The following is a 19,052-nucleotide window of genomic DNA, read 5'->3' as shown; positions in this document are numbered from 1 at the left end:
AGATTGCCGACGAATATGAGTTCCTCGAAGCCGACGATCGCTATCGCCTGCTGATCGACCTTGGCCGCTCGCTGGAGCCGATGCCCGATGCGCTCAAGACCGATGCGACGTTGGTACGCGGCTGTTCCGCATCGGTCTGGGTCTATCCCACACAGACGCCGGACGGGGCGCTGCATTTCCTGGCCGACAGCAACGCCGCGATCACCAAGGGCATTATCGCGCTGGTCCTGCTTACCGTTCAGGACAAACGCCCCGCTGACATTCTGGCAACCGATATCGAAGCGGCTTTGGCGCCCTTCGACCTGAAGAACCAGCTCAGCTCGAACCGGACGCAGGGCATTCCCAACATGATCGCGCTGATCCGCGAAACGGCGGCCCGTCAGGCGGCGTGAGCGTCCGGGTCAGCTCTTTGGCGTGACCCAGACGAACACCGGCGTCACCGCCTTGCCCGGTGCCGGCTTGCCGACTTCCACCCGGTCGGCCTTGACCAGTTCGCCCGTTTCCAGCGTGAAGGAAGCCCATGGCTTGGGCATCCGGCCAAAGCTCATCTTCTGGATCGGCTGGCCGGTGGTCGTGTTCATGATCGTCGCGATGATTCCCATCGCCGCCGGTTAGAAAGGCCGCGCACTCAGCGCAACAGCGCCGCGATCCTCGCGCGGTCCGCATCGGTCGCCGGATTGAACAGCATCATCTGCAAATCGGGACGGCCATCGACGGGAAAGGTCGAATATTCAAACCCGATCGGCCCGGCGACCGGGTGGATCAGCCGCTTGATGCCGCCACGCATGTCGCGCACGTCACGGTCCTGCCACATCGCGGCGAAATCCGCGCTGGCGGCGCTCATTTCGGCAACCAGCGCCGCCACCTCATCCGCCGCGCCCGCACGGACGCTGTCAGCGCGCAGGCTGGCGACGACATAGCGCGCCACATCCTGCCAATCCGCCTGCATTGCCCGCACCTGTGGGTCGAGGAACAGACGCCGCACCACGTTCCGGTCGCTGGGGGCCAGCGACGCATAGTCCGCAAGGCAGACCGTCGCTGCCCGGTTCCACGCCACCACGTCCCACGTCGCCGTCTTGATGGTGGCGGGCAGGTCGCCGAACGCGTCGAGCAGCCGTTGCAGGCGTGGCGATACTGCATCCCGCTCGGCGCGTCGCTCCATCGGCCGCTGTCCGATCGCGACCAGAAACAGATGCTCGCGCTCCACATCGGTCAGCATCAGCGCGGTCGCCAGGCTGTCGAGCACCCGCGCCGACGGCGCCCCGCCCCGCCCCTGTTCGAGCCAGGTATACCAGGTCGCGCTGATATTTGCGCGTTGGGCGACTTCCTCCCGCCGCAATCCGGGCGTTCGACGGCGCCCGGAAAAGCCCAGCGCCGCCGCGTCGATGCGCCCGCGCCGGTTCTTCAGGAAATCGCCAAGCGCGCCTTGTGCCATCGTCAACCGAGCCTGTTGGTCGTTATACCGGGATAAAGCCCCGGCTTTAACAGGCTGACGGCATAGCCGATCTGCGGGCCTCAACCAACAAGAGGCCGGGAAATGAAGATATTTGTCACGGGCGCCACGGGTTTTGTCGGCGCGGCCGTTGTCGATGCGCTGCTGGCGGGCGGTCACGAGGTCATCGGCCTCGCCCGATCCGATGCCGCCGCCGCCCAATTGACCGAAAAGGGCGCGGCGGTTCAGCGGGGGGAACTGACGCTGCCCGATGGGCTTGGTGCCGGGGTCGAGGCTGCGGATGCCGTGATCCACACCGGCATGATCCATGATTTCGCTCGCTTCGCCGAAGTCTGCGCGCTGGACCGTGCCACCATCGCCATGCTGGGCGACGCGCTGGAGGGAACCGACAAGCCCCTGCTCGTCACGTCGGGAACCCCGGTGCTGGGCCGGATCGCGACCGAGGACGACGTCGCCGCACAACCGCACGACGCCTATCCGCGTGCATCAGAGCGTGCGGTCGCCGACCTGATCGCGCGCGGCATTCGGGCGGGCGCGGTGCGACTGCCGCCATCGGTGCACGGCGCGGGCGACCATGCATTCGTCCCGATCCTGATCGACATCGCGCGCAGGCGCGGCGTTTCGGCCTTTATCGGCGACGGCGCGAATCGCTGGTCGGCGGTGCACCGCGCCGATGCGGGCATGTTGTTCCGGCTGGCGATCGAGGATGATGCGGCCGGTAGTCGCTATCACGCCCATGCGGAAACGGGCGTGGCGATGCGCGATATCGCGGTGGCCATCGGCGCAGGTCTCAACCTGCCGGTTCAGTCCGTCCCGCCAGAGACCGCTGCCGATCATTTCGGCTGGTTCGCGGCCTTTGCCGCCAGCGATTTCGCCGCCAGCAGCGAACGCACGCGTCAACGGCTGAACTGGATGCCGCAAGGCCCCGGCCTGATCGAGGATATCGCGCGCGCGGGCTATTTCGACTGAGTTGGCGCCAGCCCGACACCGGCCGCCACTTCGTTCAGGTCGGCACCGGGCTGGACCAGATGCCAGACCCGTGACGCGGCGCCGTTGACCACCACCACGGCGCCGCGGGGGCAGATGCCCAGGCATCGCACCTCGACCACGCCCGCCGCGCCCTTGCGCCCCTTTTTCAGGTCCAGATGTCTGCGAAGCGCCTTGGCCAGCGGCGTTTTGCCCTTGTCGCCGAAGCCGCCACCCACGCGCTTTGAACATTTGGCGCAGACCAGAACCGCCTGATCCCAGTTGGAGCGGACCTCGTGCTTCATGGGGTCAGGCGGGTTTCCACTGCCGGCGTTCCTCGGCGGCGCGCAGCACGTCCCATGCAGCCTGAACCGCGCGGAAACGGTCGGCGGCTTCCTCGTCGCCGGGACGAAAATCGGGATGATTGGCCTTGGCGAGCCGCCGCCACGCGGCGCGCATCGCGTCAAAATCGGCATCGGCGTCGAGTTCGAGCACGTCGAGCGCGCGCATCTCGTCACGTGACCGCGTGCCGTCGCCCGGCCCCGCCCACGCATTGTGCCGCGATTCGGCATAACCCGACGCATCACGCCGTTCGTCCGATTCGCGTTTGGCCGCTTCCTCCGCCGACAGGCCGGCAAAATAATCCCAGCCCTTGTTATATTCGGCGGCATGGGTTTCGCAGAAATACCAGCGTTCCGGGCTGTTGGGCGATTTGGGCGCGGGGCAATTGCCGGGCGCGTCACATCCATGGCGGTCGCACAGGCGCACCTTCTGCGCCCCGCGCTCGGCCTCGTAACCGCGCCAGCGGGGAAAGCCCCAGTCGTTGGATCGTGTCGCCTTTGCCATCGCCCGTTGCACATAGGGGGAACGCCGTGGCGCGCAAGGCGAAGCGGCATCGCGCGAAAGTGCCAGAGGGCCTGTAAGCCGGGTTCTGTCCATCCCGCGAACGGGACTGTGCGACCATTCCTCTAGGCGCGGCGTTGCCGACGCGCTCAAGCAATCAACCCGGGTGACGGGCCGAGACAAGGCCCATGCGCCACCCCTATTCGATCTTGCTCCCGGTGGGGTTTGCCGTGCCGCCCCCGTTGCCGGGCGCGCGGTGCGCTCTTGCCGCACCCTTTCACCGTGGCGTGGTCGAAACCGTCGCCGTCTGCTCTCTGTGGCACTTTCCCTGGGGTCGCCCCCGCCGGGCGTTACCCGGCACCGCTGTCTCGTGAAGCCCGGACTTTCCTCGCGCGGGGTCGCCCCCGCCCGCGGCCGCCCAGCCCTCTGGCGTCGGCGGCTATAGGGGCGCGTGCGGCACAGCGCCAGCGGTCATATCAATAGGGCGGATCGACCTTCGCACGCTGTGCGGCGGCGGCATCCGCCCACCATTCGAGATCGGCGGCGAAGCGCGGAAAGGCGCGCTCGAGCGCTGCGCCGCCATCGCCGATCGGCGCGGCATCACCGTCCAGCGCCGCGCCGATCTGTCCGACCGACAGCGTGGAGGACACGACCACCATGCCCATTTCCGACAGCGTGCCATGCCACGCCGTCGCCGCGCGGACGCCGGCCAGACGCCCCGCCGAATAGCTGGCGATTGCCGCCGGCCGCCAATACCATTGCTCAAGAAAATGATCGGTCAGGTTCTTCAGGCCCGGCTGCATCCCCCAATTATATTCGCCGGTGACGAACACAAACCCGTCCGCACCCTCGATCTTCGCCGCCAGTTCGGTCATGGCGGGCGGCGCTTCGCCGGGGGCGTATTCCTTGAACATGCGGTCCAGCATCGGCAGGCCGATGGCCTTTGCGTCGACCAGCTCGACATCATGGCCGCGCGCGCTCAGCGACGCGACCAGATAATCGGCCAGGCGGATGCCCATCCGGTCGCGGCGATACGAGCCATAGAACACCAGCAATCGCGCCATCACGCTTCTCCAGAAATGAAAGAGGCTGCCGACCCCCCACCCTTGGGGGATCGACAGCCTCCGACATGGTCAGCGGCCGGAGTGTCCGACGCGGGGAGACCATGCGGGCCGCGCATCTGCGGCGGATGAAAGCGTTGATTGGGAAAGGATATTCCCCGCCTTCACGCCGACAGAAGATTAGCGGCGCGTCTCCCGAACGAACTGAACCGACCTCTTTGCTGAACCATGAGACATCGGATCACCTCCTTTCGCTGTTGAAGAACGAGTGTGGCCAGGGCCACGGACAGGTGTGTGAATCATCCGGGGCCGCAGAACAAGTCTTGTAATGCACGGCAATTTTTACGATTCTCCACGCCCTCGTGCCGCTTGCGCCGGCGCGACGGCTCCGCCAAACCTTGCGCGGTGTCAGACACTCCATCGCCAGCGCCGGTCCGCCTCGTCATCTTCGATTTTGACGGCACCCTGTCGGACAGTGGCGAATGGTTCCTCGGCATCCTCGATCACCTCGCCCAACGCTACCGGTTTCGAACGGTCGAGCCGCATGAGGTCGAGACGCTGCGCGGCTGGCCGACGCGCGAAGTGGTGCGCCATCTGGGCATTCCGGCGTGGAAACTGCCCTTCATCGCGCGCTACACCCGCACGCTGTTCGCGCTTCATACGCACGAGGTATCGCTGTTCGACGGCGTGACCGACATGCTCGCCGCGCTCGACCATGCGGGCATCAAGCTGGCGCTGGTCAGCTCGAACGCGGAAATCAATGCGCGCCGCATATTGGGTGAGGAAAATGCGCGCCGCATCGCCATCTGGGAATGCGCGTCGTCGCTCTATGGCAAGGCGCCGCGTTTTCGCCGGGTGCTGCGCCGCGCGGGCGTGGAAGCGAGCGAAGTGCTGGCGATCGGGGATGAAACCCGCGATATCGAGGCGGCACGCCGATGCGGCATCCGCGCGGGCGCAGTCGGATGGGGTTATGCCCATCCCAGCGCGCTGTCGGCGCTGGCACCCGACATCAGCTTTGCCAGCCCGTGCGCCGTCACCGACCTGTTGCTGGGTGGGCAATAGCGCCTGACCGCTTGGCAAGGGCGCGCCGACACGGCATTGAGCCTGCCCCATGCCACCCCGCTTCGCCTTTACCGTCCATGCCACCGATGGCCGTGCGCGCCTTGGTGAGATCGCGATGCGTCGCGGCACCATCCGCACGCCCGCCTTCATGCCGGTGGGCACCGCCGCCACGGTCAAGGCGATGAAGCCGTCGGACGTGCGCGCCACCGGCGCCGACATCCTGCTGGGCAACACCTATCACCTGATGCTGCGCCCGACGGCGGAGCGGGTGGACCGGCTGGGCGGGCTGCACGGCTTCATGGGCTGGGATCGCCCGATCCTGACCGATTCGGGCGGCTATCAGGTGATGAGCCTGGCGGAGCTGACCAAGCGCAGCGAGGAGGGCGTGGCGTTCAAGAGCCATCTCGACGGATCGCGCCATCTGATAAGCCCCGAACGATCGATGGAGATCCAGCGCCTGCTGGGCAGCGACATCGTCATGGCGTTCGACGAACTTGTGCCGACCACCGCGACGCGGGAGATACAGGCCGCCGCCATGGAACGATCGATGCGCTGGGCGCGCCGCAGCCGCGATGCGTTCGACGCGGGCGGCGTTCATGCCGAGGGGGCGGCGCTGTTCGGCATCCAGCAGGGCGCGCTGGACGAAGGCCTGCGAAAATCATCCGCCGACGCGCTGAAGGACATCGGATTCGACGGCTATGCCGTCGGCGGCCTTGCCGTCGGCGAGGGGCAGGAGGCGATGTTCGGCGTGCTCGACTACGCACCGGATCAGCTCGACCCCGCCAGGCCGCGTTATCTGATGGGTGTCGGCAAGCCGGACGATATCGTCGGCGCGGTCGAACGTGGCATCGACATGTTCGACTGCGTGTTGCCGACCCGGTCGGGCCGCACCGGGCAGGCATTTACGCGCCAAGGCCCGATCAACATCCGCAATGCCCGCTTTGCCGAGGATCAGGGACCGCTCGATCCGCGTTGCCCTTGCCCCGTCTGCGGTCAGTTCAGCCGCGCCTATCTGCACCATCTGGTCCGCGCGGGCGAAATTCTGGGCGCGATGCTGATGACCGAGCATAATCTGTGGTTCTATCAGTCGCTGATGGCCGATCTGCGCGCGGCGATCGGCGCGGGCACGCTGGCCGGCTTCGCCAATGATTTCCGCCGCGATTACGCCGGGGAGCGCGCGGCGGCGTGATGCGTTGAGGCATCAGGAGAGAGGGAAAAAGAACGATGGCTGACACCGATACGCCCGTAGACAACGAGATCATGGCCGCCGCCAAGGATGCCAGGGGCCGCCGGTCGGCAACCGACGCGAATCCCCCGCCGGCGACCGAGGGCAAGCGCTGGCCGATCGCGACCGTTGCGGGCATCGGCATCGGTTCGGCGGCGCTGGCGGCGGCATTGATCTATACCCGCAAGCGCGACTGAGGCCGTGGGCCGAAGAACGCGGCCCGCCCCCTTATTCGACCACCGCTTTCGCTTCCACCTCACGCAGCGCTTCGTCCAGCCCCGCCAGCACGTGCTGGCGCTGGGCGTCGCTTATCATCGGATTGCGCTCGATCGCCGCACGAGCGCCGCGGATCGACACGCGCGCGACGGCAACGCCGTCAATCGCCGATGCCACCGCGACGTGGCGCATGTTCAGCGCCATCGCCGTCCTCGCCTCGGCACGGTGGCGAACCCATTCGGCGCGGCGTTCGGCAATCGCGCTCTGCTGTTCGATGCGATCCGCCCGGCGCTCGGCATCAGCGGCGTGCCGTTCGGCGGCTGCCACATGGCGATCGATGCGGTCGCTGCAAATGGTCGCGGTGGCGACCCGGTCGGTATCGTCGGCGCGCGTTACGATGCTGACTGGCCCGTCGCCCCCGCAGCGCCGGGTCTGGACCAGCGGCACCTGCGCCGCGGCGACCGTGCGTTCGGCTTCGGCGGCCAGGCGTTGCGCGTCGGCGGTCACGCGCTCGATCGCGGCGGTATCGATCGCCGGCGCAGGCGGTGCAGGGGGTTCAGGCGGCGCCAGCGAGGCGATTTGCGGCAGGGCAGGCATCTCGATCGCGTCGATCGCGATGCCGGTGTGATCCGCGACCCGCTCCTTCATCGTTTCGGCCGCGCGTGTGCCCGATGCCGTCAGCGCCAGCGCACCGAGCGTCATCGCCGCGATCCCGGCCACCCCCGCCCCGCGCCGCACGCGCGAGGGGCGTTCGTGACGCGTGAGCATCCGCAGCCGACCCTTAATCTCGTTGACGGTGTGCAGGTGGCACGCGGCGGACAGCGCGCCGCCCTGCGCGCTTTTCACGATCGCACGGCCATAAGCGTGGCGCAGCGTCGGCTGTCGACCGCTGAGCACCAGCGCATCGCACGCCATTTCCTGATCGGCGCGAAACGCGCGGAATGCGCGCCATGCGACCGGATTGAACCAGTGCAGCGCCAGCATGCCCAGCGCCACCCAGTTGGCAAGCAGGTCGCCGCGCGCATGGTGGCCCAGTTCGTGCGCCAGCGCCAGATCGCGCTCCAGATCGTCATAACGCTCGGCGAAATCGACCGGGAAAGCAACATATTTGCGCTGCACGCCGAATGCCAGCGGCCCCGCAGCGGCGCTGCTTTCGATCATCGTCACCCGGCCCGATGCCAGTCGGACGCGTGACCGCGCACCGGCATGAAGCCGCGCGCAGAACCGGGCATAGGTGAACATGTGCCACGCGGCGAAAACGACCGCACCGATCGCCCACAGTGTCAGCAGCATCGCCGGCCAGCCCATCCCCTGATCGGGCGACACCGGCAATACGGCAACGGGATCGCCCAGATAGACCGTAATGTCTTCGGGCAGCGGCAGCGTCGGCAGCGCCTGTCCGCGCCAGGCCTCCGGCAGCGGCGGCAACAACATTCTCAGCACCGGCAGCGACCACAGCGCATAGGCGATCTGCGGTCCCACCGCGCGGCGCACCGGCGCGCGCACCACCAGCACGATCAGCATCAGCAGCGTGGATGCGACCAGCGTTTCGATGGCCCATGCGATCATTGCTTCAACTCCCGCAGCAATGCCTCGATCTCGGCAATGTCGTCCTGGCTCAGCGCGTCGCGTTCGGCCAAATGCGCGACCAGCGGCGTCAGGCGTCCGCCGAACAGCCGGTCGATCAGCTTTCGCGACTCGCCCGACACATAATCCTCACGCGCGACCAGCGGGTGGTAGCGATAGCGGCGACCATCCTCTTCATGCGCGATGATCTGCTTGCCCAGCAGGCGTCCCAGCAATGTCTTTACGGTGTTGACGCTCCAGTCGCGACTGGGCGGGATCCGCTCCGCCACTTCCTGCGCCGTCAGCGGACTTTCGTCCCACAGCACTTCCATGACGGCATGTTCGGCATCACTGATTCGCTCGGCCATATCACCCTCCGATCACGCCTGTAATCTCAACGATTACGGCTGTAGTCAATAGCGCTTGGCTATCGTCGGAATGCTTTACAGTCGATTGCGTGAACCCGGCGTCGTTAACCTCCGAACTGCACCAAAACAGGCCCATTCAGCGCGATTGGCACGAGCAGTGCAAAGTGATCGGCGTTCCGATGAGCGTCTGGTCCGACGCTTCAAACAGGGCGGGTCGCCAACCCCCGGCGACCCGCCCGACCCGGAAGATCAAACCGCGACATGTCCCGCAGGCAGCATCGGACGCCCCGATGCGAACCGATTCGCGCGGCGTCGCTGGATCCGGTCGGCGCTGACCGCCAGCGCATTCGGATAGATTTCAGCGAACAGCCGCTCGAACGTGCGCGTCCAACCATAGCGCGCGGCAACCATCGTGCGTGCGGCATCGCCCATCGCGCGCGCATCACCAGCCCATAGCGCGATGACATTGCGCGCCATCGCATCGATATCATCGACCGGTCCCAACAGACCCAATCCGTCCGGCACGCGATCGGGCATCGCCCCCCCGCTGACGCCGACCACCGGCAGGCCCGATGCCTGCGCCTCCAGCACCGACACGCCGAACGTTTCATCCGCCATCGCCGAGACATAGATGTCCGACGATGCCAGCGCGCGGGCCAGTTCGGCGCGATCCTTTTCGAACCCCGGAAACGCGATGGGCAGCCCGCTGGCAGCCTGCATCAACGGCGCGCGCAGCTTGCCATCGCCGATCAGCACCATCGCGGCGTCCATGTCGGATGGCAGGCGGCGGAACATTTGGACCAGCCGGTCGGCGCGCTTTTCATTGTCGATCCGCCCGGCATAGGCCAGCAGCGGCCCCTCGCCCGGCGGCAGGCCCAGTTCGGCGCGATAGCCGGCGTCCCGACGTGCCGGATTGAACAGCGTGGTGTCGACACCCAGCGGCAGCGACGATGTTTGACGGATACCGCGCCGGGCGAGCGGCACCCGCGCCGCTTCGCTCAGCGTGTAAACCCAGTCGAACTCGCGATAGGTGATTTCGGCATAGCCATAGGACAGCCACCGGAACCCGCGCCCTAGCGTTTCGCCGAACTTCTCCGATGCGACGCGATAGACATGCGCGTTGGGGAAATCGGTCCGATACCCCGCAACCAGCGCGGTATCGGGAAACGCCCGGCGGTGCCGGATCGCGGTCCAGGGCAGCACCCAGGGACACAGCGATTCGATGATGTCGGGCCGATATTGCGCCAGCAGGTCGCGCACCACGCGCGTCCGCAGGATGAAGCGATAATTGGGGCTGCCCCGAACCGGATCGGCGCCGACCTCGCAAAATACATGCCGCCCGTCGACCGTCACCCGATCCTCGGGACCGGGCACGATCTGGATCAGGTGATGCGGCGTTTCACGCAGCACATAATCGCGCTTCTCGCGCAGATAGGTGCTGATGCCACCGCCCCCGGCGGGAGAATAGCTCTGCGTCAGGTCGCACAGGATCAGCGGCGCGCCCGCGCGCAACCGTTCCCCCGCCGGCAACGCGGCGCTGGTCGTCTGGAGCATCGGCGCCCCCTATCCTTGTTTCAATAACCGACTCGGCCGATCAGGCCTGCTGCGCGGCGCCGGTTTCGTTCAACAATGTCTGCAATTCACCCGACTCATACATTTCCATCATGATGTCGGAGCCGCCGACGAACTCGCCCCTCACATAAAGCTGCGGGATGGTGGGCCAGTCGCTGAATGCCTTGATGCCCTGGCGGATGCCTTGATCCTGAAGCACGTCGACGCTCGCGAACTCGCTGTTCAGATGATTCAGGATCGCCACCGCGCGGCTGGAAAAGCCGCATTGCGGGAACAAGGGGCTGCCCTTCATGAACAACACCACATTATTGGCATCGACGATCTCGCGGATGCGGTTGTGCACATCGTCGGTCATAGCAATTACTCCTTGGGTGCGGCGGTGGTGAGTTGAAGCGCGTGCAGCACGCCCCCCATGCGACCACCCAGCGCCGCATAAACGGCCTGGTGCTGCTTCACGCGGGTCATGCCCGCGAACCGGGCCGACACGACATGCGCCGAATAATGATCGCCGTCGCCAGCGAGGTCGGTGATCGTCACTTCCGCGTCGGGCAGTTCGGCGCGGATCAGGGTTTCGATCTCTTCGGCGGCCATCGGCATGGGTCAGGGCGCCTCGATCAACTGGCGGCGCGCCTCGGTCATCTGTGCGTCCATCGCCTTACGCACCGTCGCTTCGTCGATTTCGACATTGGCAGCGATCAGATCGCCATACAGCTTGCGAACCACATCGTCGTCGCCGGTTTCCTCGAAATCGGCCTGCACAACGGCCTTGGCATAAGCCTCGGTCTCTTCGGGAGTCAGCTTCATCAGGCCAGCGGCCCATTGTCCGAGCAACCGGTTGCGGCGCGCGATCACGCGAAACGCAATTTCCTCGTCACGGGCATATTTCGCCTCGAACGCCCGTTCCCGATCGTCGAACATGGTCATTTGGTCCCGGCCCCCTTCATGTGTCGTTTCTCGGGAAGCGAGATAGGGGGGCGGTCACGCCCGCGCAACGGGCGGCACGGTTCAGCCGATATCGACCACGACCTTTCCGACGACCTCGCGGCTCGCCAGCGCGGCAATCGCATCGCCGCCTCTCGTCAGCGGATAGCGCCGGGTGACGCGCGGCGCGATACGGCCATCGGCCCACAGGTCGAACAGCCGCGCGACGTGCGCCGCGTTCGCCGCCGGATCGCGCGCGGCGAACGCGCCCCAAAATACGCCGCACACGTCGCAGCTTTTCAGCAACGTCAGGTTGAGTGGCAGGCGCGGGATGCCGGCGGGGAAGCCGACGACCAGATAACGCCCCTCCCATCCGATCGCACGCAGCGCCGGTTCGGCATAATCGCCGCCCACCGGGTCATAGACGACATCGGCACCGCGCGGCCCGACCGCCGCCTTGAACTGATCGGCCAGCGCGCGCGAGGCGTCCTTGTCGAACGGACCGCGTGGATAGACGATGACGGCATCGGCGCCCGCGTCCCGCACGGCGACGGCCTTTTCCTCCGACGAAACCGCGCCGATCACCCGCGCGCCCATCGCCTTGCCCAGCTCGATCGCGGCCAGCCCGACGCCGCCCGCCGCGCCCAGCACCAGCAGGGTCTGGCCCGCTGCCAGCCGCCCGCGATCGGTCAGCGCATGGATGGTGGTGGCATAGGTGAGCAGCAGCGCAGCACCTTCGGCAAAATCGCGACCATCGGGCAACCGGTTCAGCCGCGCAGCGTCGACCACCACGCGCCCGGCCAGCCCGCCATGGCCGATCACGGCGATTACCCGGTCGCCGACCGACCAGCCGGTCACGCCCTCTCCCACCGCATCGACAACCCCGGCGATCTCGCCACCGGGCGCAAAGGGACGCGGCGGTTTGAACTGATACCGGTCCTCGATAATCAACACGTCGGGATAGTTGATCGCACAGGCGCGAACGGCGATAATCACCTGCCCCGCACCCGGCGACGGATCGGGCAGGTCGGCCAGTTCCAGAGTTTCAGGTCCGCCCGGCGTCCTCGACAACAACGCCTTCATTCCGGCCTCCTCCCGCGATCCACGGGCGGCTCTGTCCAACGGCCGCCTCGAAATTCGAAATCGCGGTATCTTTTGCCAGTGTGATGCCGATCTCGTCCAGCCCTTCCATCAGGCATTGTCGACGAAACGGGTCCATGTCGAAGGGCAAGCGGTCCTGAAACGGCGTCGTCACCGTCATGTTTTCAAGATCGACGCTGATCTCGACACCCTGCCGCGCGACTTCGATCAGGCGGTCGATCGCCGCCTGCGGAAGCACGACGGGGACAATGCCGTTCTTGACCGCATTGCCGGAGAAAATGTCGGAATAGCTTGGCGCCAGCACCGCCTGCACGCCCATGTCGCCCAGTGCCCAGGCGGCATGTTCACGGCTGGAGCCGCATCCGAAGTTTTCGCCGGCGATCAGGATCGGGCTGCCCGCATAATCAGGATCGTCGAACACATTGCCCGGCTCTCGCCGCAACGCCTCGAACGCGCCCTTGCCCAGCCCTTCGCGCGTCACGGTTTTCAGCCAGTGGGCCGGAATGATGATGTCGGTGTCGATATTCTTGGCGCCAAAGGGATAGGCGCGGCCCTCGACACGGGTCACGGCTTGCATGTTCTGGCTCCCCCACCGGACGAAAGGACGATCGGCCGCAGCGAGCGCGTCCGAACCCGGCGGGCGGCACGCGTCAGCGGCTGGCGCTGACCTGGACGCTTTCCGGGCGCGACGTCGCCGACGCGGCATAGGCAGCCGCCAGGCCGCTCAGCACGGTTCCCGTGACCAGCAAAATCATCACTCGACGCATAACCCCGACCCCTTCCGGGTGTGTCCCCGGCTCTCATTTGCCCGTTACCAGTTCGCGCACGTCGGTCAACCGTCCCGTGACCGCCGCCGCCGCCGCCATGGCGGGCGAAACCAGATGCGTTCGCGCACCCGGTCCCTGACGCCCTACAAAATTGCGATTCGAAGTGGAAGCACAACGTTCACCCGGCGGCACTTTGTCGGGGTTCATCGCCAGGCACATCGAACAGCCCGGTTCGCGCCATTCAAAGCCCGCGTCGGTAAAGATGCGGTCCAGCCCCTCTGCCTCCGCCTGACGCTTGACCAGCCCCGATCCGGGGACGATCAGCGCCTGCCGAATACGGTCGGCGACATGGCGGCCCTGCACCACGGCGGCGGCGGCGCGCAGATCCTCGATCCGGCTGTTGGTGCAACTGCCGATGAACACATGTTCGACGGCCACGTCCTGCATCCGCGTCCCCGGCGTCAGGCCCATATACTCCAATGACTTGCGCGCCGCCGCCTGCTTCGAGGGGTCGGTGAAACTGTCGGGTTCGGGCACGACGCCGGTGATCGGCACCACATCCTCAGGGCTGGTGCCCCAGGTCAGCGACGGCGCGATGTCGGTCCCGTCGAGCACCACGCGCTTGTCATAGGTCGCGCCCGCATCGGTTGGCAGCGTCCGCCAATAGGCGACCGCCCGGTCCCAATCCTCGCCCGCAGGCGCCATCGGACGCCCCTTCAGATAGGCATAGGTCGTCTCGTCCGGCGCAATCAGCCCGGCGCGCGCACCGCCCTCGATCGACATGTTGCTGATCGTCAGCCGCCCTTCGACCGACAGCGCGCGAATAACGTCGCCGGTATATTCGATGATATGGCCGGTGCCGCCCGCCGCGCCGATGCGGCCAATGATCGCCAGGATCACGTCCTTGGCCGACACGCCAAAGCCCAGCGTCCCGTCGACGCGCACTTCCATCGTCTTCGATTGCTGGAGCAACAGCGTCTGCGTCGCCAGCACATGCTCCACCTCGCTGGTGCCGATGCCGAACGCCAATGCGCCCAGCGCGCCATGGGCAGAGGTATGGCTGTCACCGCAAACCAGCGTCGTGCCGGGCAGCGTAAAGCCCTGCTCCGGCCCGACGACATGGACGATACCCTGTTCGGCGTCGGTCGCGCCGATGTAGCGGATGCCGAAATCGGCGGTGTTGCGCTCCAGCGCGTCGAGCTGCTGCGCGCTTTGCGGATCGGCGATCGGCAGGCGGCGGCCATCGGCCCCGACGCGCGGCGTCGTCGGCAGATTATGGTCGGGCACCGCCAGCGTCAGTTCGGGACGGCGCACTGCGCGGCCGGCCGCCCGCAGCCCGCCAAACGCCTGTGGACTGGTGACTTCGTGCACCAGGTGTCGGTCGATATAGATGAGGCAGGTGCCGTCATCGCGCCGTTCGACGACGTGATCGGCCCAGATCTTTTCGTAAAGCGTCAGGGGTTTGCTAGCCATGATCCGCGCGCACTTAACCTTTTCGGTCGCTGGCGCAAGTCGGCGAGTAATTTTCTAACGTCGCAATTCCTTCGGCGACTGATAATCGGCATCGTGGGCGAAGGGGATCGGGGCGTCATCGGCCAGCGCCCCCAGGATGGCGGCGAAGTCAGTTCGACAGCGAAAACCCAGCGCCTGCTCGATCGCGCGCGCATCGTAAACGCGGCCGATCCGCTCGGGCAGTTTCCAGCCGCGCGCGGCATAGAGCGCAGCCGCCTGGGGAAAGCGCCGCGCGATTACGGCAGCGGCATTCTGGCGCAGCGCGCGCGCGTCGCGCCGGTCGAACGGCGTCGGTGCGCTGACGATATAGGTGCCGAACCCGATATCCGGCGCGCGATCCAGCGCGGCCAGATGCGCGGCAGCGGCATCTTCCACGGTCAGGCGGCGGTGCAGGAACTCGTTCGCCTTCATGTTTTCGCCCGACAGGTCACGGTGCGTATCGTCCTCTTCGGGAAAGAAGCGGGCGGTGCGAAGCACGATGCTTGCCAGCCCGTATTCGGAACGGAACAGGCGGCAGAGCTGTTCGGCGGCCAATTTGGTCACACCATAGATGTTGCGCGGCGCGATTGGGCCGAATGCCTCGTCCAGCCACACCGCCTCCGCGCCCGCTTCATCCCGCACCGCCTGCGAGATCATCAGCGACGTGGTGGAGGTGAAAACGAAACGTTCGTGCCCCGCCATCCGCGCCGCTTCCAGCAGGTTCAGCGTGCCCGTGACATTCACATCGATGAACGCCTGCGCGTCGTATCGCGCGATGTCGGGCTTGTGCAGCGCGGCCGCATGGATCACCGCTTCGATCCCACGATCGGCGAACGTGCGGTAGATAATCGTGCGATCGGCGACGCTGCCGATCACTTGCGTCTCGGCGCCGGGCGCCACGTCGAGACCGGTGACGACATGCCCCGCGCCGCGCAGCATGGGGGCAAGGTGGCGGCCGAGCCACCCCGACGAACCGGTCAACAGGATACGCATGACGCTGCCCCTAGGCGGATTATGGCGCGTTCGCAAAAGCATGTGCTTGCGGGCGCGGGCCGGAGCGGTAGAGTTCCGCGCCAAAAGGGGAAATCACCAATGTCGCTTCGTTCGCTTGCTGCCTGCCTGTGCGCGCTCTCGCTTGCCCTGCCTGCCGCGGCACAGGAAAAGCCCGCCGACCCGGCGGCAGAAGCACCCGCCATCCCCGAACCCGTCGTGTCGGAAACGCGACACAGCGGCACGTTCGGCGGCACGCGCATCGCCTACCGCGCGATTGCGGGCGACACTTACCTGAAGGACAAGGACGGCAAGCCGCTCGCCTCGATCACGTCGTATAGCTACATCAAGGAAGGGCCGGCCGACCCGAACCGTCCAGTCACGTTCCTGTGGAACGGCGGCCCCGGATCGGGTTCGCTGTGGCTACAGATGGGGGCGTTCGGCCCCAAGCGGGTGGTCATCCCATCCGACGCACGCGACGACGGCGCCCCGCCCTATCCGATCATCGACAATGCCGAATCGCTGCTCGACGTTACCGACCTGGTGTTCATCGACCCCGTCGGCACGGGTTTCAGCCGCGCGCTCGGCAAGACCGATCCGAAGGATTACTGGGGCATCACCAAGGATGCCAAATCGATGGCGCAGTTCATCCGGCTGTGGCTGAACCAGCATGGCCGCTGGAATGCGCCGAAGTTCATCGGCGGCGAAAGCTATGGCACCACGCGCTCGGCCGCGGTCATCAAGGAACTGGAGGGCAGCTACACCGATGTGTCGATCAACGGCATCATCCTGATCTCATCGATCCTCGATTTCAGCCAGGCGGCCGATGTGCCGGGCAACGAGCTGGGCTATGTCACCAACCTGCCGTCGATGGCGGCGACCGCATGGTATCATGACAAGGTCGCCGACAAGCCCGCCACGGTCGAGGCATTCGTTGCCGAAGCCCGCGCCTTCGCCATCGGTCCCTATGCATCGGCGCTGCTCAAGGGCAATTCGCTGAGCGATCAGGAACGCCAGTCGATCCTGCCCCAGCTGTCGCGTTTCACCGGCGTCAGCCAGACCTATCTTCGCAATGCCGACCTGCGGCTGTCGCCTGGGCGGTTCTACAAGGAATTGCTGCGCGACCGTGGCGTGGTCATCGGACGGCTGGATACGCGTTATACGGGGCGCGATTATGACAATGCCGGGGAAACGCCGGACAACGACCCCAGTTTCTATGCGATCGACGGCGCCTATACCGCGGCGATGAACCAATGGGCGCGCGAGGGGCTGAAATATTCGCCCGACCTCACCTATTCCTCGATCGGCGGCGTGCGCGACTGGGACTGGAAACTGGGCGAAGGGCCGCGTGGCGGATCGGGGTATCTGAACGTCGCGCCGTTCATCGGCACGGCGATGCGCGAAAACAGCGGTCTGCGCGTGTTCGCGGGGCAAGGTTATTACGACTTCGCCACACCCTTTTTCGGGGCCGAATATTCGCTGAACCGCACGGGCATTCCCAATGACGGGCGGATCGTCTGGAAATATTATGAGGCCGGGCACATGATGTATGTGCGCGAGGACGATCTGAAGAAGCTGTCGTCTGATATTCGCGACTTCATCCGCGCGCGGTGAACCGATGGGGCGGGTTGACCGTTCGGACGGGCATGACGGCCTTTCAACGCATCCACCTGCTCCCAAATGACGGGATCCCCAACAATCCCGGCCTGCCGGTCCGCCTGTATCGCGGCGCAGTCAACGATCCCGATCCCGCATCGGCGTTCGAAGCGCTGTTCGCGGCCAATGACTGGCCCCCGGCATGGCGCGACGGGGTGTTCGATTACCACCACTATCACACGACCGCCTACGAAGTGCTGGGCTGCTATGCGGGTCGGGCGACCTTGATAATTGGCGGGCCGGGCGGGCAGGCGATCGACGTGTCGCGCGGCGACGTGGTGATGCTGCCTGCCGGCACGGGGCACAAACGCATGTCGGCCAGCGCCGATTTCGCAGTTGTCGGCGCTTATCCGACCGGGCAGGACTGGGACATTGTGACCGATCCCGCCGACGAAGCGATCCGTGCGCGCATCGCCGCCGTGCCCGTTCCGAAACGCGATCCGGTGACGGGCGCAGCGTTCGACGGTCAGGCGCCCAACGCGACCTCGTAACGCGCCGTCGTCTTGTCGGCGACTTCTTCCACCGTAACGCCCGGCGCCAGTTCGATCAGGCGGAACGCGCTGTCATGATCGGCACGCTGGAACACGGCCAGATCGGTGACGATCATGTCGACCACGTTCCGGCCCGTCAGCGGCAGCGTGCATTCGGGGATGAATTTGGGGCTGCCGTCCTTGGCGACATGTTCCATCACGACGATGATCTTCTTGACGCCCGCGACCAGATCCATGGCGCCGCCCATGCCCTTTATCATCTTGCCGGGGATCATCCAGTTGGCGATGTCGCCATTCTCCGCAACCTCCATCGCGCCCAGCACGGTCAGGTCGATATGGCCGCCCCGGATCATCGCAAAGCTGTCCGACGAGCTGAAATAGGCCGAATGCGGCAACTCGCTGATCGTCTGCTTGCCCGCGTTGATGAGGTCGGCGTCCTCCTCTCCCTCATAGGGAAAGGGGCCGATGCCGAGCATCCCGTTTTCGGATTGCAGCGTGACGGTCAGCCCGTCGGGAATGTGATTGGCGACCAGCGTCGGAATGCCGATGCCCAGGTTCACATAGAAACCGTCGCGCAGTTCGGTGGCGGCGCGGGCGGCCATTTCGTCGCGGGTCCAGCCCTTTGCTTCCTGGGGCATCAGTCGGTCTCCTCTGGCGTCCAGCGCGTGTCGGCGGGGAACAGGTCGTCAAAACCAGCGCCCTCCCAGGCGCCGTAGAGTGGATTGGGGATCAGGAACCAGCCCGCGCCCCATTTCGCGGCGATGGCGGGGTTTTGCGCCAGCGCGCGGCGGGCCTGAACGGCCAGCGCCTTGTCGTTAAAGGCATCGGCGAAGTCGCCCAGATTGTCGCCCGCCATCGCGATGACGCAATAACGCCCGGCAATCGCGGCGCGGCGCGGGTCCTTGGCCGACCCCGGCGCGACATCGCCCTTCAGGAACAGGGTCTGTCCCGGCACCGCGCCCTCGATCCCGACCGAGGCGAGCGCCGCCGCCGTCTGGGCCGCATGGATGCGGTTGCGGTTGGAATTGAAGATCACCGTCACGCCCGCCGCGCGGATTTTGGCGATGGCATCCACGACGCCCGGCACCGGCTCGACATGGTTCGCGCCGCCCGCTTCCCACGCGCTCCAGCGCGCGGGATCGAACGGCGGATCGCCGCGACGCGCGCTGTCGTAATTCGCGCCGCTGTTCAGCAGCACCGTCTCATCCACGTCATAGATGACCGCGCGCGGGCCGGGACCACACGCCGTCCAGCGCGGCGCGGCGGGTGTCGCGCCATCGGCCAGCACCGCGCTGTCCACGGG

General features: G+C 66.3%; 24 protein-coding genes and 1 other RNA gene. 7 read left to right on the top strand and 18 right to left on the bottom strand.

All coding sequences use genetic code 11. The features are described from left to right. Nucleotides 1-2 precede the first annotated feature (2 nt). Nucleotides 3-392, top strand: a complete 390-nt coding sequence (locus VL973_RS08615) for a SufE family protein (RefSeq protein WP_325283616.1) — start codon at nucleotides 3-5, stop codon at nucleotides 390-392. Between the two features lie 9 nt (nucleotides 393-401). Here VL973_RS08615 and VL973_RS08610 read toward each other — a convergent pair whose 3' ends face one another. Together VL973_RS08610 and VL973_RS08605 are read right to left on the bottom strand one after the other, a co-directional pair. Then, nucleotides 402-602, bottom strand: a complete 201-nt coding sequence (locus tag VL973_RS08610) for a hypothetical protein (protein WP_325283615.1) — start codon at nucleotides 600-602, stop codon at nucleotides 402-404. Nucleotides 603-628: 26 nt separating this feature from the next. Continuing rightward, on the bottom strand, nucleotides 629-1,435 hold the full coding sequence (locus tag VL973_RS08605; RefSeq protein WP_325283617.1) for a helix-turn-helix transcriptional regulator: 807 nt from the start codon (nucleotides 1,433-1,435) through the stop codon (nucleotides 629-631). 102 nt (nucleotides 1,436-1,537) lie between these two features. Here VL973_RS08605 and VL973_RS08600 point away from each other — a divergent pair, with 102 nt between their 5' ends. Next, the gene (locus tag VL973_RS08600) at nucleotides 1,538-2,422 is read left to right on the top strand and encodes an SDR family oxidoreductase (protein WP_325283614.1); all 885 of its coding nucleotides are present in this window, start codon (nucleotides 1,538-1,540) and stop codon (nucleotides 2,420-2,422) included. Here the strand turns inward: VL973_RS08600 and VL973_RS08595 are convergent. The 4 genes from VL973_RS08595 to VL973_RS08580 all read right to left on the bottom strand — a co-directional run bounded on the left by VL973_RS08595 (nucleotide 2,410) and on the right by VL973_RS08580 (nucleotide 4,326). After that, entirely contained in the window at nucleotides 2,410-2,724 is a 315-nt protein-coding gene (locus tag VL973_RS08595; protein ID WP_325283613.1) for a (2Fe-2S) ferredoxin domain-containing protein, read from the bottom strand. The genes VL973_RS08600 and VL973_RS08595 overlap by 13 nt on opposite strands. 4 nt (nucleotides 2,725-2,728) lie before the next feature. After that, nucleotides 2,729-3,265: a J domain-containing protein gene (locus VL973_RS08590; protein ID WP_325283612.1), complete on the bottom strand. Its 537-nt coding sequence runs from the start codon at nucleotides 3,263-3,265 to the stop codon at nucleotides 2,729-2,731. Nucleotides 3,266-3,323: 58 nt separating this feature from the next. Then, an RNA gene (gene rnpB, locus VL973_RS08585) (RNase P RNA component class A) lies at nucleotides 3,324-3,692 on the bottom strand. A 46-nt stretch (nucleotides 3,693-3,738) separates the two neighbouring features. Further along, the gene (locus tag VL973_RS08580) at nucleotides 3,739-4,326 is read right to left on the bottom strand and encodes an NADPH-dependent FMN reductase (RefSeq protein ID WP_414712218.1); all 588 of its coding nucleotides are present in this window, start codon (nucleotides 4,324-4,326) and stop codon (nucleotides 3,739-3,741) included. A 402-nt stretch (nucleotides 4,327-4,728) separates the two neighbouring features. Between VL973_RS08580 and VL973_RS08575 the strand changes: the two genes are divergently transcribed. The 3 genes from VL973_RS08575 to VL973_RS08565 are packed head-to-tail and all read left to right on the top strand — an operon-like array spanning nucleotide 4,729 to nucleotide 6,807. Further along, complete coding sequence (locus tag VL973_RS08575; RefSeq protein ID WP_325283610.1) at nucleotides 4,729-5,385, top strand: HAD hydrolase-like protein; 657 nt, start codon at nucleotides 4,729-4,731, stop codon at nucleotides 5,383-5,385. Between the two features lie 49 nt (nucleotides 5,386-5,434). Further along, nucleotides 5,435-6,574: a tRNA guanosine(34) transglycosylase Tgt gene (gene tgt, locus VL973_RS08570; RefSeq protein WP_325283609.1), complete on the top strand. Its 1,140-nt coding sequence runs from the start codon at nucleotides 5,435-5,437 to the stop codon at nucleotides 6,572-6,574. A gap of 35 nt (nucleotides 6,575-6,609) precedes the next feature. Continuing rightward, on the top strand, nucleotides 6,610-6,807 hold the full coding sequence (locus VL973_RS08565) for a hypothetical protein (protein WP_325283608.1): 198 nt from the start codon (nucleotides 6,610-6,612) through the stop codon (nucleotides 6,805-6,807). A 31-nt stretch (nucleotides 6,808-6,838) separates the two neighbouring features. Here VL973_RS08565 and VL973_RS08560 read toward each other — a convergent pair whose 3' ends face one another. The 10 genes from VL973_RS08560 to VL973_RS08515 form a co-directional block, all read right to left on the bottom strand. After that, nucleotides 6,839-8,395, bottom strand: coding sequence for a M56 family metallopeptidase (locus VL973_RS08560; RefSeq protein ID WP_325283607.1), 1,557 nt, complete (start codon nucleotides 8,393-8,395; stop codon nucleotides 6,839-6,841). Beyond that, the gene (locus VL973_RS08555) at nucleotides 8,392-8,760 is read right to left on the bottom strand and encodes a BlaI/MecI/CopY family transcriptional regulator (RefSeq protein WP_325283606.1); all 369 of its coding nucleotides are present in this window, start codon (nucleotides 8,758-8,760) and stop codon (nucleotides 8,392-8,394) included. The genes VL973_RS08560 and VL973_RS08555 overlap by 4 nt, the downstream gene beginning before the upstream one ends. A gap of 249 nt (nucleotides 8,761-9,009) precedes the next feature. Next, nucleotides 9,010-10,314, bottom strand: coding sequence for a glycosyltransferase (locus VL973_RS08550; RefSeq protein WP_325283605.1), 1,305 nt, complete (start codon nucleotides 10,312-10,314; stop codon nucleotides 9,010-9,012). 40 nt (nucleotides 10,315-10,354) lie between these two features. After that, nucleotides 10,355-10,687 carry a Grx4 family monothiol glutaredoxin gene (gene grxD, locus VL973_RS08545; RefSeq protein WP_325283604.1) on the bottom strand — a complete coding sequence of 111 codons (333 nt, stop codon included), beginning with the start codon at nucleotides 10,685-10,687 and terminating at the stop codon, nucleotides 10,355-10,357. 5 nt (nucleotides 10,688-10,692) lie between these two features. Beyond that, nucleotides 10,693-10,929: a BolA family protein gene (locus VL973_RS08540; RefSeq protein ID WP_325283603.1), complete on the bottom strand. Its 237-nt coding sequence runs from the start codon at nucleotides 10,927-10,929 to the stop codon at nucleotides 10,693-10,695. Nucleotides 10,930-10,932: 3 nt separating this feature from the next. After that, the gene (locus VL973_RS08535) at nucleotides 10,933-11,256 is read right to left on the bottom strand and encodes a DUF1476 domain-containing protein (protein WP_325283602.1); all 324 of its coding nucleotides are present in this window, start codon (nucleotides 11,254-11,256) and stop codon (nucleotides 10,933-10,935) included. Between the two features lie 81 nt (nucleotides 11,257-11,337). Continuing rightward, nucleotides 11,338-12,336: an NADPH:quinone oxidoreductase family protein gene (locus VL973_RS08530; RefSeq protein WP_325283601.1), complete on the bottom strand. Its 999-nt coding sequence runs from the start codon at nucleotides 12,334-12,336 to the stop codon at nucleotides 11,338-11,340. Then, entirely contained in the window at nucleotides 12,299-12,931 is a 633-nt protein-coding gene (gene leuD / locus VL973_RS08525; protein WP_325283600.1) for a 3-isopropylmalate dehydratase small subunit, read from the bottom strand. The genes VL973_RS08530 and leuD overlap by 38 nt, the downstream gene beginning before the upstream one ends. Nucleotides 12,932-13,154: 223 nt before the next feature. After that, nucleotides 13,155-14,594 carry a 3-isopropylmalate dehydratase large subunit gene (gene leuC / locus VL973_RS08520; RefSeq protein WP_325283599.1) on the bottom strand — a complete coding sequence of 480 codons (1,440 nt, stop codon included), beginning with the start codon at nucleotides 14,592-14,594 and terminating at the stop codon, nucleotides 13,155-13,157. 54 nt (nucleotides 14,595-14,648) lie between these two features. Beyond that, the gene (locus VL973_RS08515) at nucleotides 14,649-15,605 is read right to left on the bottom strand and encodes an NAD-dependent epimerase/dehydratase family protein (protein ID WP_325283598.1); all 957 of its coding nucleotides are present in this window, start codon (nucleotides 15,603-15,605) and stop codon (nucleotides 14,649-14,651) included. Nucleotides 15,606-15,704: 99 nt separating this feature from the next. On the opposite strand from VL973_RS08515, the gene VL973_RS08510 reads away from it, so the two are divergent. Both VL973_RS08510 and VL973_RS08505 read left to right on the top strand, forming a co-directional pair. Then, complete coding sequence (locus VL973_RS08510; protein WP_325283597.1) at nucleotides 15,705-17,216, top strand: S10 family peptidase; 1,512 nt, start codon at nucleotides 15,705-15,707, stop codon at nucleotides 17,214-17,216. A gap of 32 nt (nucleotides 17,217-17,248) precedes the next feature. Further along, nucleotides 17,249-17,749: a cupin gene (locus VL973_RS08505; protein ID WP_325283596.1), complete on the top strand. Its 501-nt coding sequence runs from the start codon at nucleotides 17,249-17,251 to the stop codon at nucleotides 17,747-17,749. Here VL973_RS08505 and VL973_RS08500 read toward each other — a convergent pair. Together VL973_RS08500 and VL973_RS08495 are read right to left on the bottom strand one after the other, a co-directional pair. Further along, nucleotides 17,725-18,387, bottom strand: a complete 663-nt coding sequence (locus VL973_RS08500; RefSeq protein ID WP_325283595.1) for a CoA transferase subunit B — start codon at nucleotides 18,385-18,387, stop codon at nucleotides 17,725-17,727. The genes VL973_RS08505 and VL973_RS08500 overlap by 25 nt on opposite strands. Next, a partial coding sequence (locus VL973_RS08495) for an HAD family acid phosphatase (protein ID WP_325283594.1) occupies nucleotides 18,387-19,052 on the bottom strand: 666 nt, incomplete at its 5' end. The genes VL973_RS08500 and VL973_RS08495, both read right to left, overlap by 1 nt.

It is taken from the genome of Sphingomonas sp., assembly GCF_035490575.1.
Taxonomy (GTDB): domain Bacteria; phylum Pseudomonadota; class Alphaproteobacteria; order Sphingomonadales; family Sphingomonadaceae; genus Sphingomonas.
Note: the sequence above shows the minus strand (reverse complement) of the source record. Positions and strands in the feature narration are given on the sequence as shown.

Excerpts from the sequence above, each read along its gene's own strand:
- VL973_RS08610 (WP_325283615.1), bottom strand. The coding sequence starts at position 602 with ATGGGAATCATCGCGACGATCATGAACACGACCACCGGCCAGCCGATC.
- VL973_RS08605 (WP_325283617.1), bottom strand. The coding sequence starts at position 1,435 with ATGGCACAAGGCGCGCTTGGCGATTTCCTGAAGAACCGGCGCGGGCGC.
- VL973_RS08600 (WP_325283614.1), top strand. The coding sequence starts at position 1,538 with ATGAAGATATTTGTCACGGGCGCCACGGGTTTTGTCGGCGCGGCCGTT.
- VL973_RS08595 (WP_325283613.1), bottom strand. The coding sequence starts at position 2,724 with ATGAAGCACGAGGTCCGCTCCAACTGGGATCAGGCGGTTCTGGTCTGC.
- VL973_RS08590 (WP_325283612.1), bottom strand. The coding sequence starts at position 3,265 with ATGGCAAAGGCGACACGATCCAACGACTGGGGCTTTCCCCGCTGGCGC.
- VL973_RS08580 (WP_414712218.1), bottom strand. The coding sequence starts at position 4,326 with ATGGCGCGATTGCTGGTGTTCTATGGCTCGTATCGCCGCGACCGGATG.
- tgt (WP_325283609.1), top strand. The coding sequence starts at position 5,435 with ATGCCACCCCGCTTCGCCTTTACCGTCCATGCCACCGATGGCCGTGCG.
- VL973_RS08565 (WP_325283608.1), top strand. The coding sequence starts at position 6,610 with ATGGCTGACACCGATACGCCCGTAGACAACGAGATCATGGCCGCCGCC.
- VL973_RS08560 (WP_325283607.1), bottom strand. The coding sequence starts at position 8,395 with ATGATCGCATGGGCCATCGAAACGCTGGTCGCATCCACGCTGCTGATG.
- VL973_RS08555 (WP_325283606.1), bottom strand. The coding sequence starts at position 8,760 with ATGGCCGAGCGAATCAGTGATGCCGAACATGCCGTCATGGAAGTGCTG.
- VL973_RS08550 (WP_325283605.1), bottom strand. The coding sequence starts at position 10,314 with ATGCTCCAGACGACCAGCGCCGCGTTGCCGGCGGGGGAACGGTTGCGC.
- grxD (WP_325283604.1), bottom strand. The coding sequence starts at position 10,687 with ATGACCGACGATGTGCACAACCGCATCCGCGAGATCGTCGATGCCAAT.
- VL973_RS08540 (WP_325283603.1), bottom strand. The coding sequence starts at position 10,929 with ATGCCGATGGCCGCCGAAGAGATCGAAACCCTGATCCGCGCCGAACTG.
- VL973_RS08535 (WP_325283602.1), bottom strand. The coding sequence starts at position 11,256 with ATGACCATGTTCGACGATCGGGAACGGGCGTTCGAGGCGAAATATGCC.
- VL973_RS08530 (WP_325283601.1), bottom strand. The coding sequence starts at position 12,336 with ATGAAGGCGTTGTTGTCGAGGACGCCGGGCGGACCTGAAACTCTGGAA.
- leuD (WP_325283600.1), bottom strand. The coding sequence starts at position 12,931 with ATGCAAGCCGTGACCCGTGTCGAGGGCCGCGCCTATCCCTTTGGCGCC.
- leuC (WP_325283599.1), bottom strand. The coding sequence starts at position 14,594 with ATGGCTAGCAAACCCCTGACGCTTTACGAAAAGATCTGGGCCGATCAC.
- VL973_RS08515 (WP_325283598.1), bottom strand. The coding sequence starts at position 15,605 with ATGCGTATCCTGTTGACCGGTTCGTCGGGGTGGCTCGGCCGCCACCTT.
- VL973_RS08510 (WP_325283597.1), top strand. The coding sequence starts at position 15,705 with ATGTCGCTTCGTTCGCTTGCTGCCTGCCTGTGCGCGCTCTCGCTTGCC.
- VL973_RS08505 (WP_325283596.1), top strand. The coding sequence starts at position 17,249 with ATGACGGCCTTTCAACGCATCCACCTGCTCCCAAATGACGGGATCCCC.
- VL973_RS08500 (WP_325283595.1), bottom strand. The coding sequence starts at position 18,387 with ATGCCCCAGGAAGCAAAGGGCTGGACCCGCGACGAAATGGCCGCCCGC.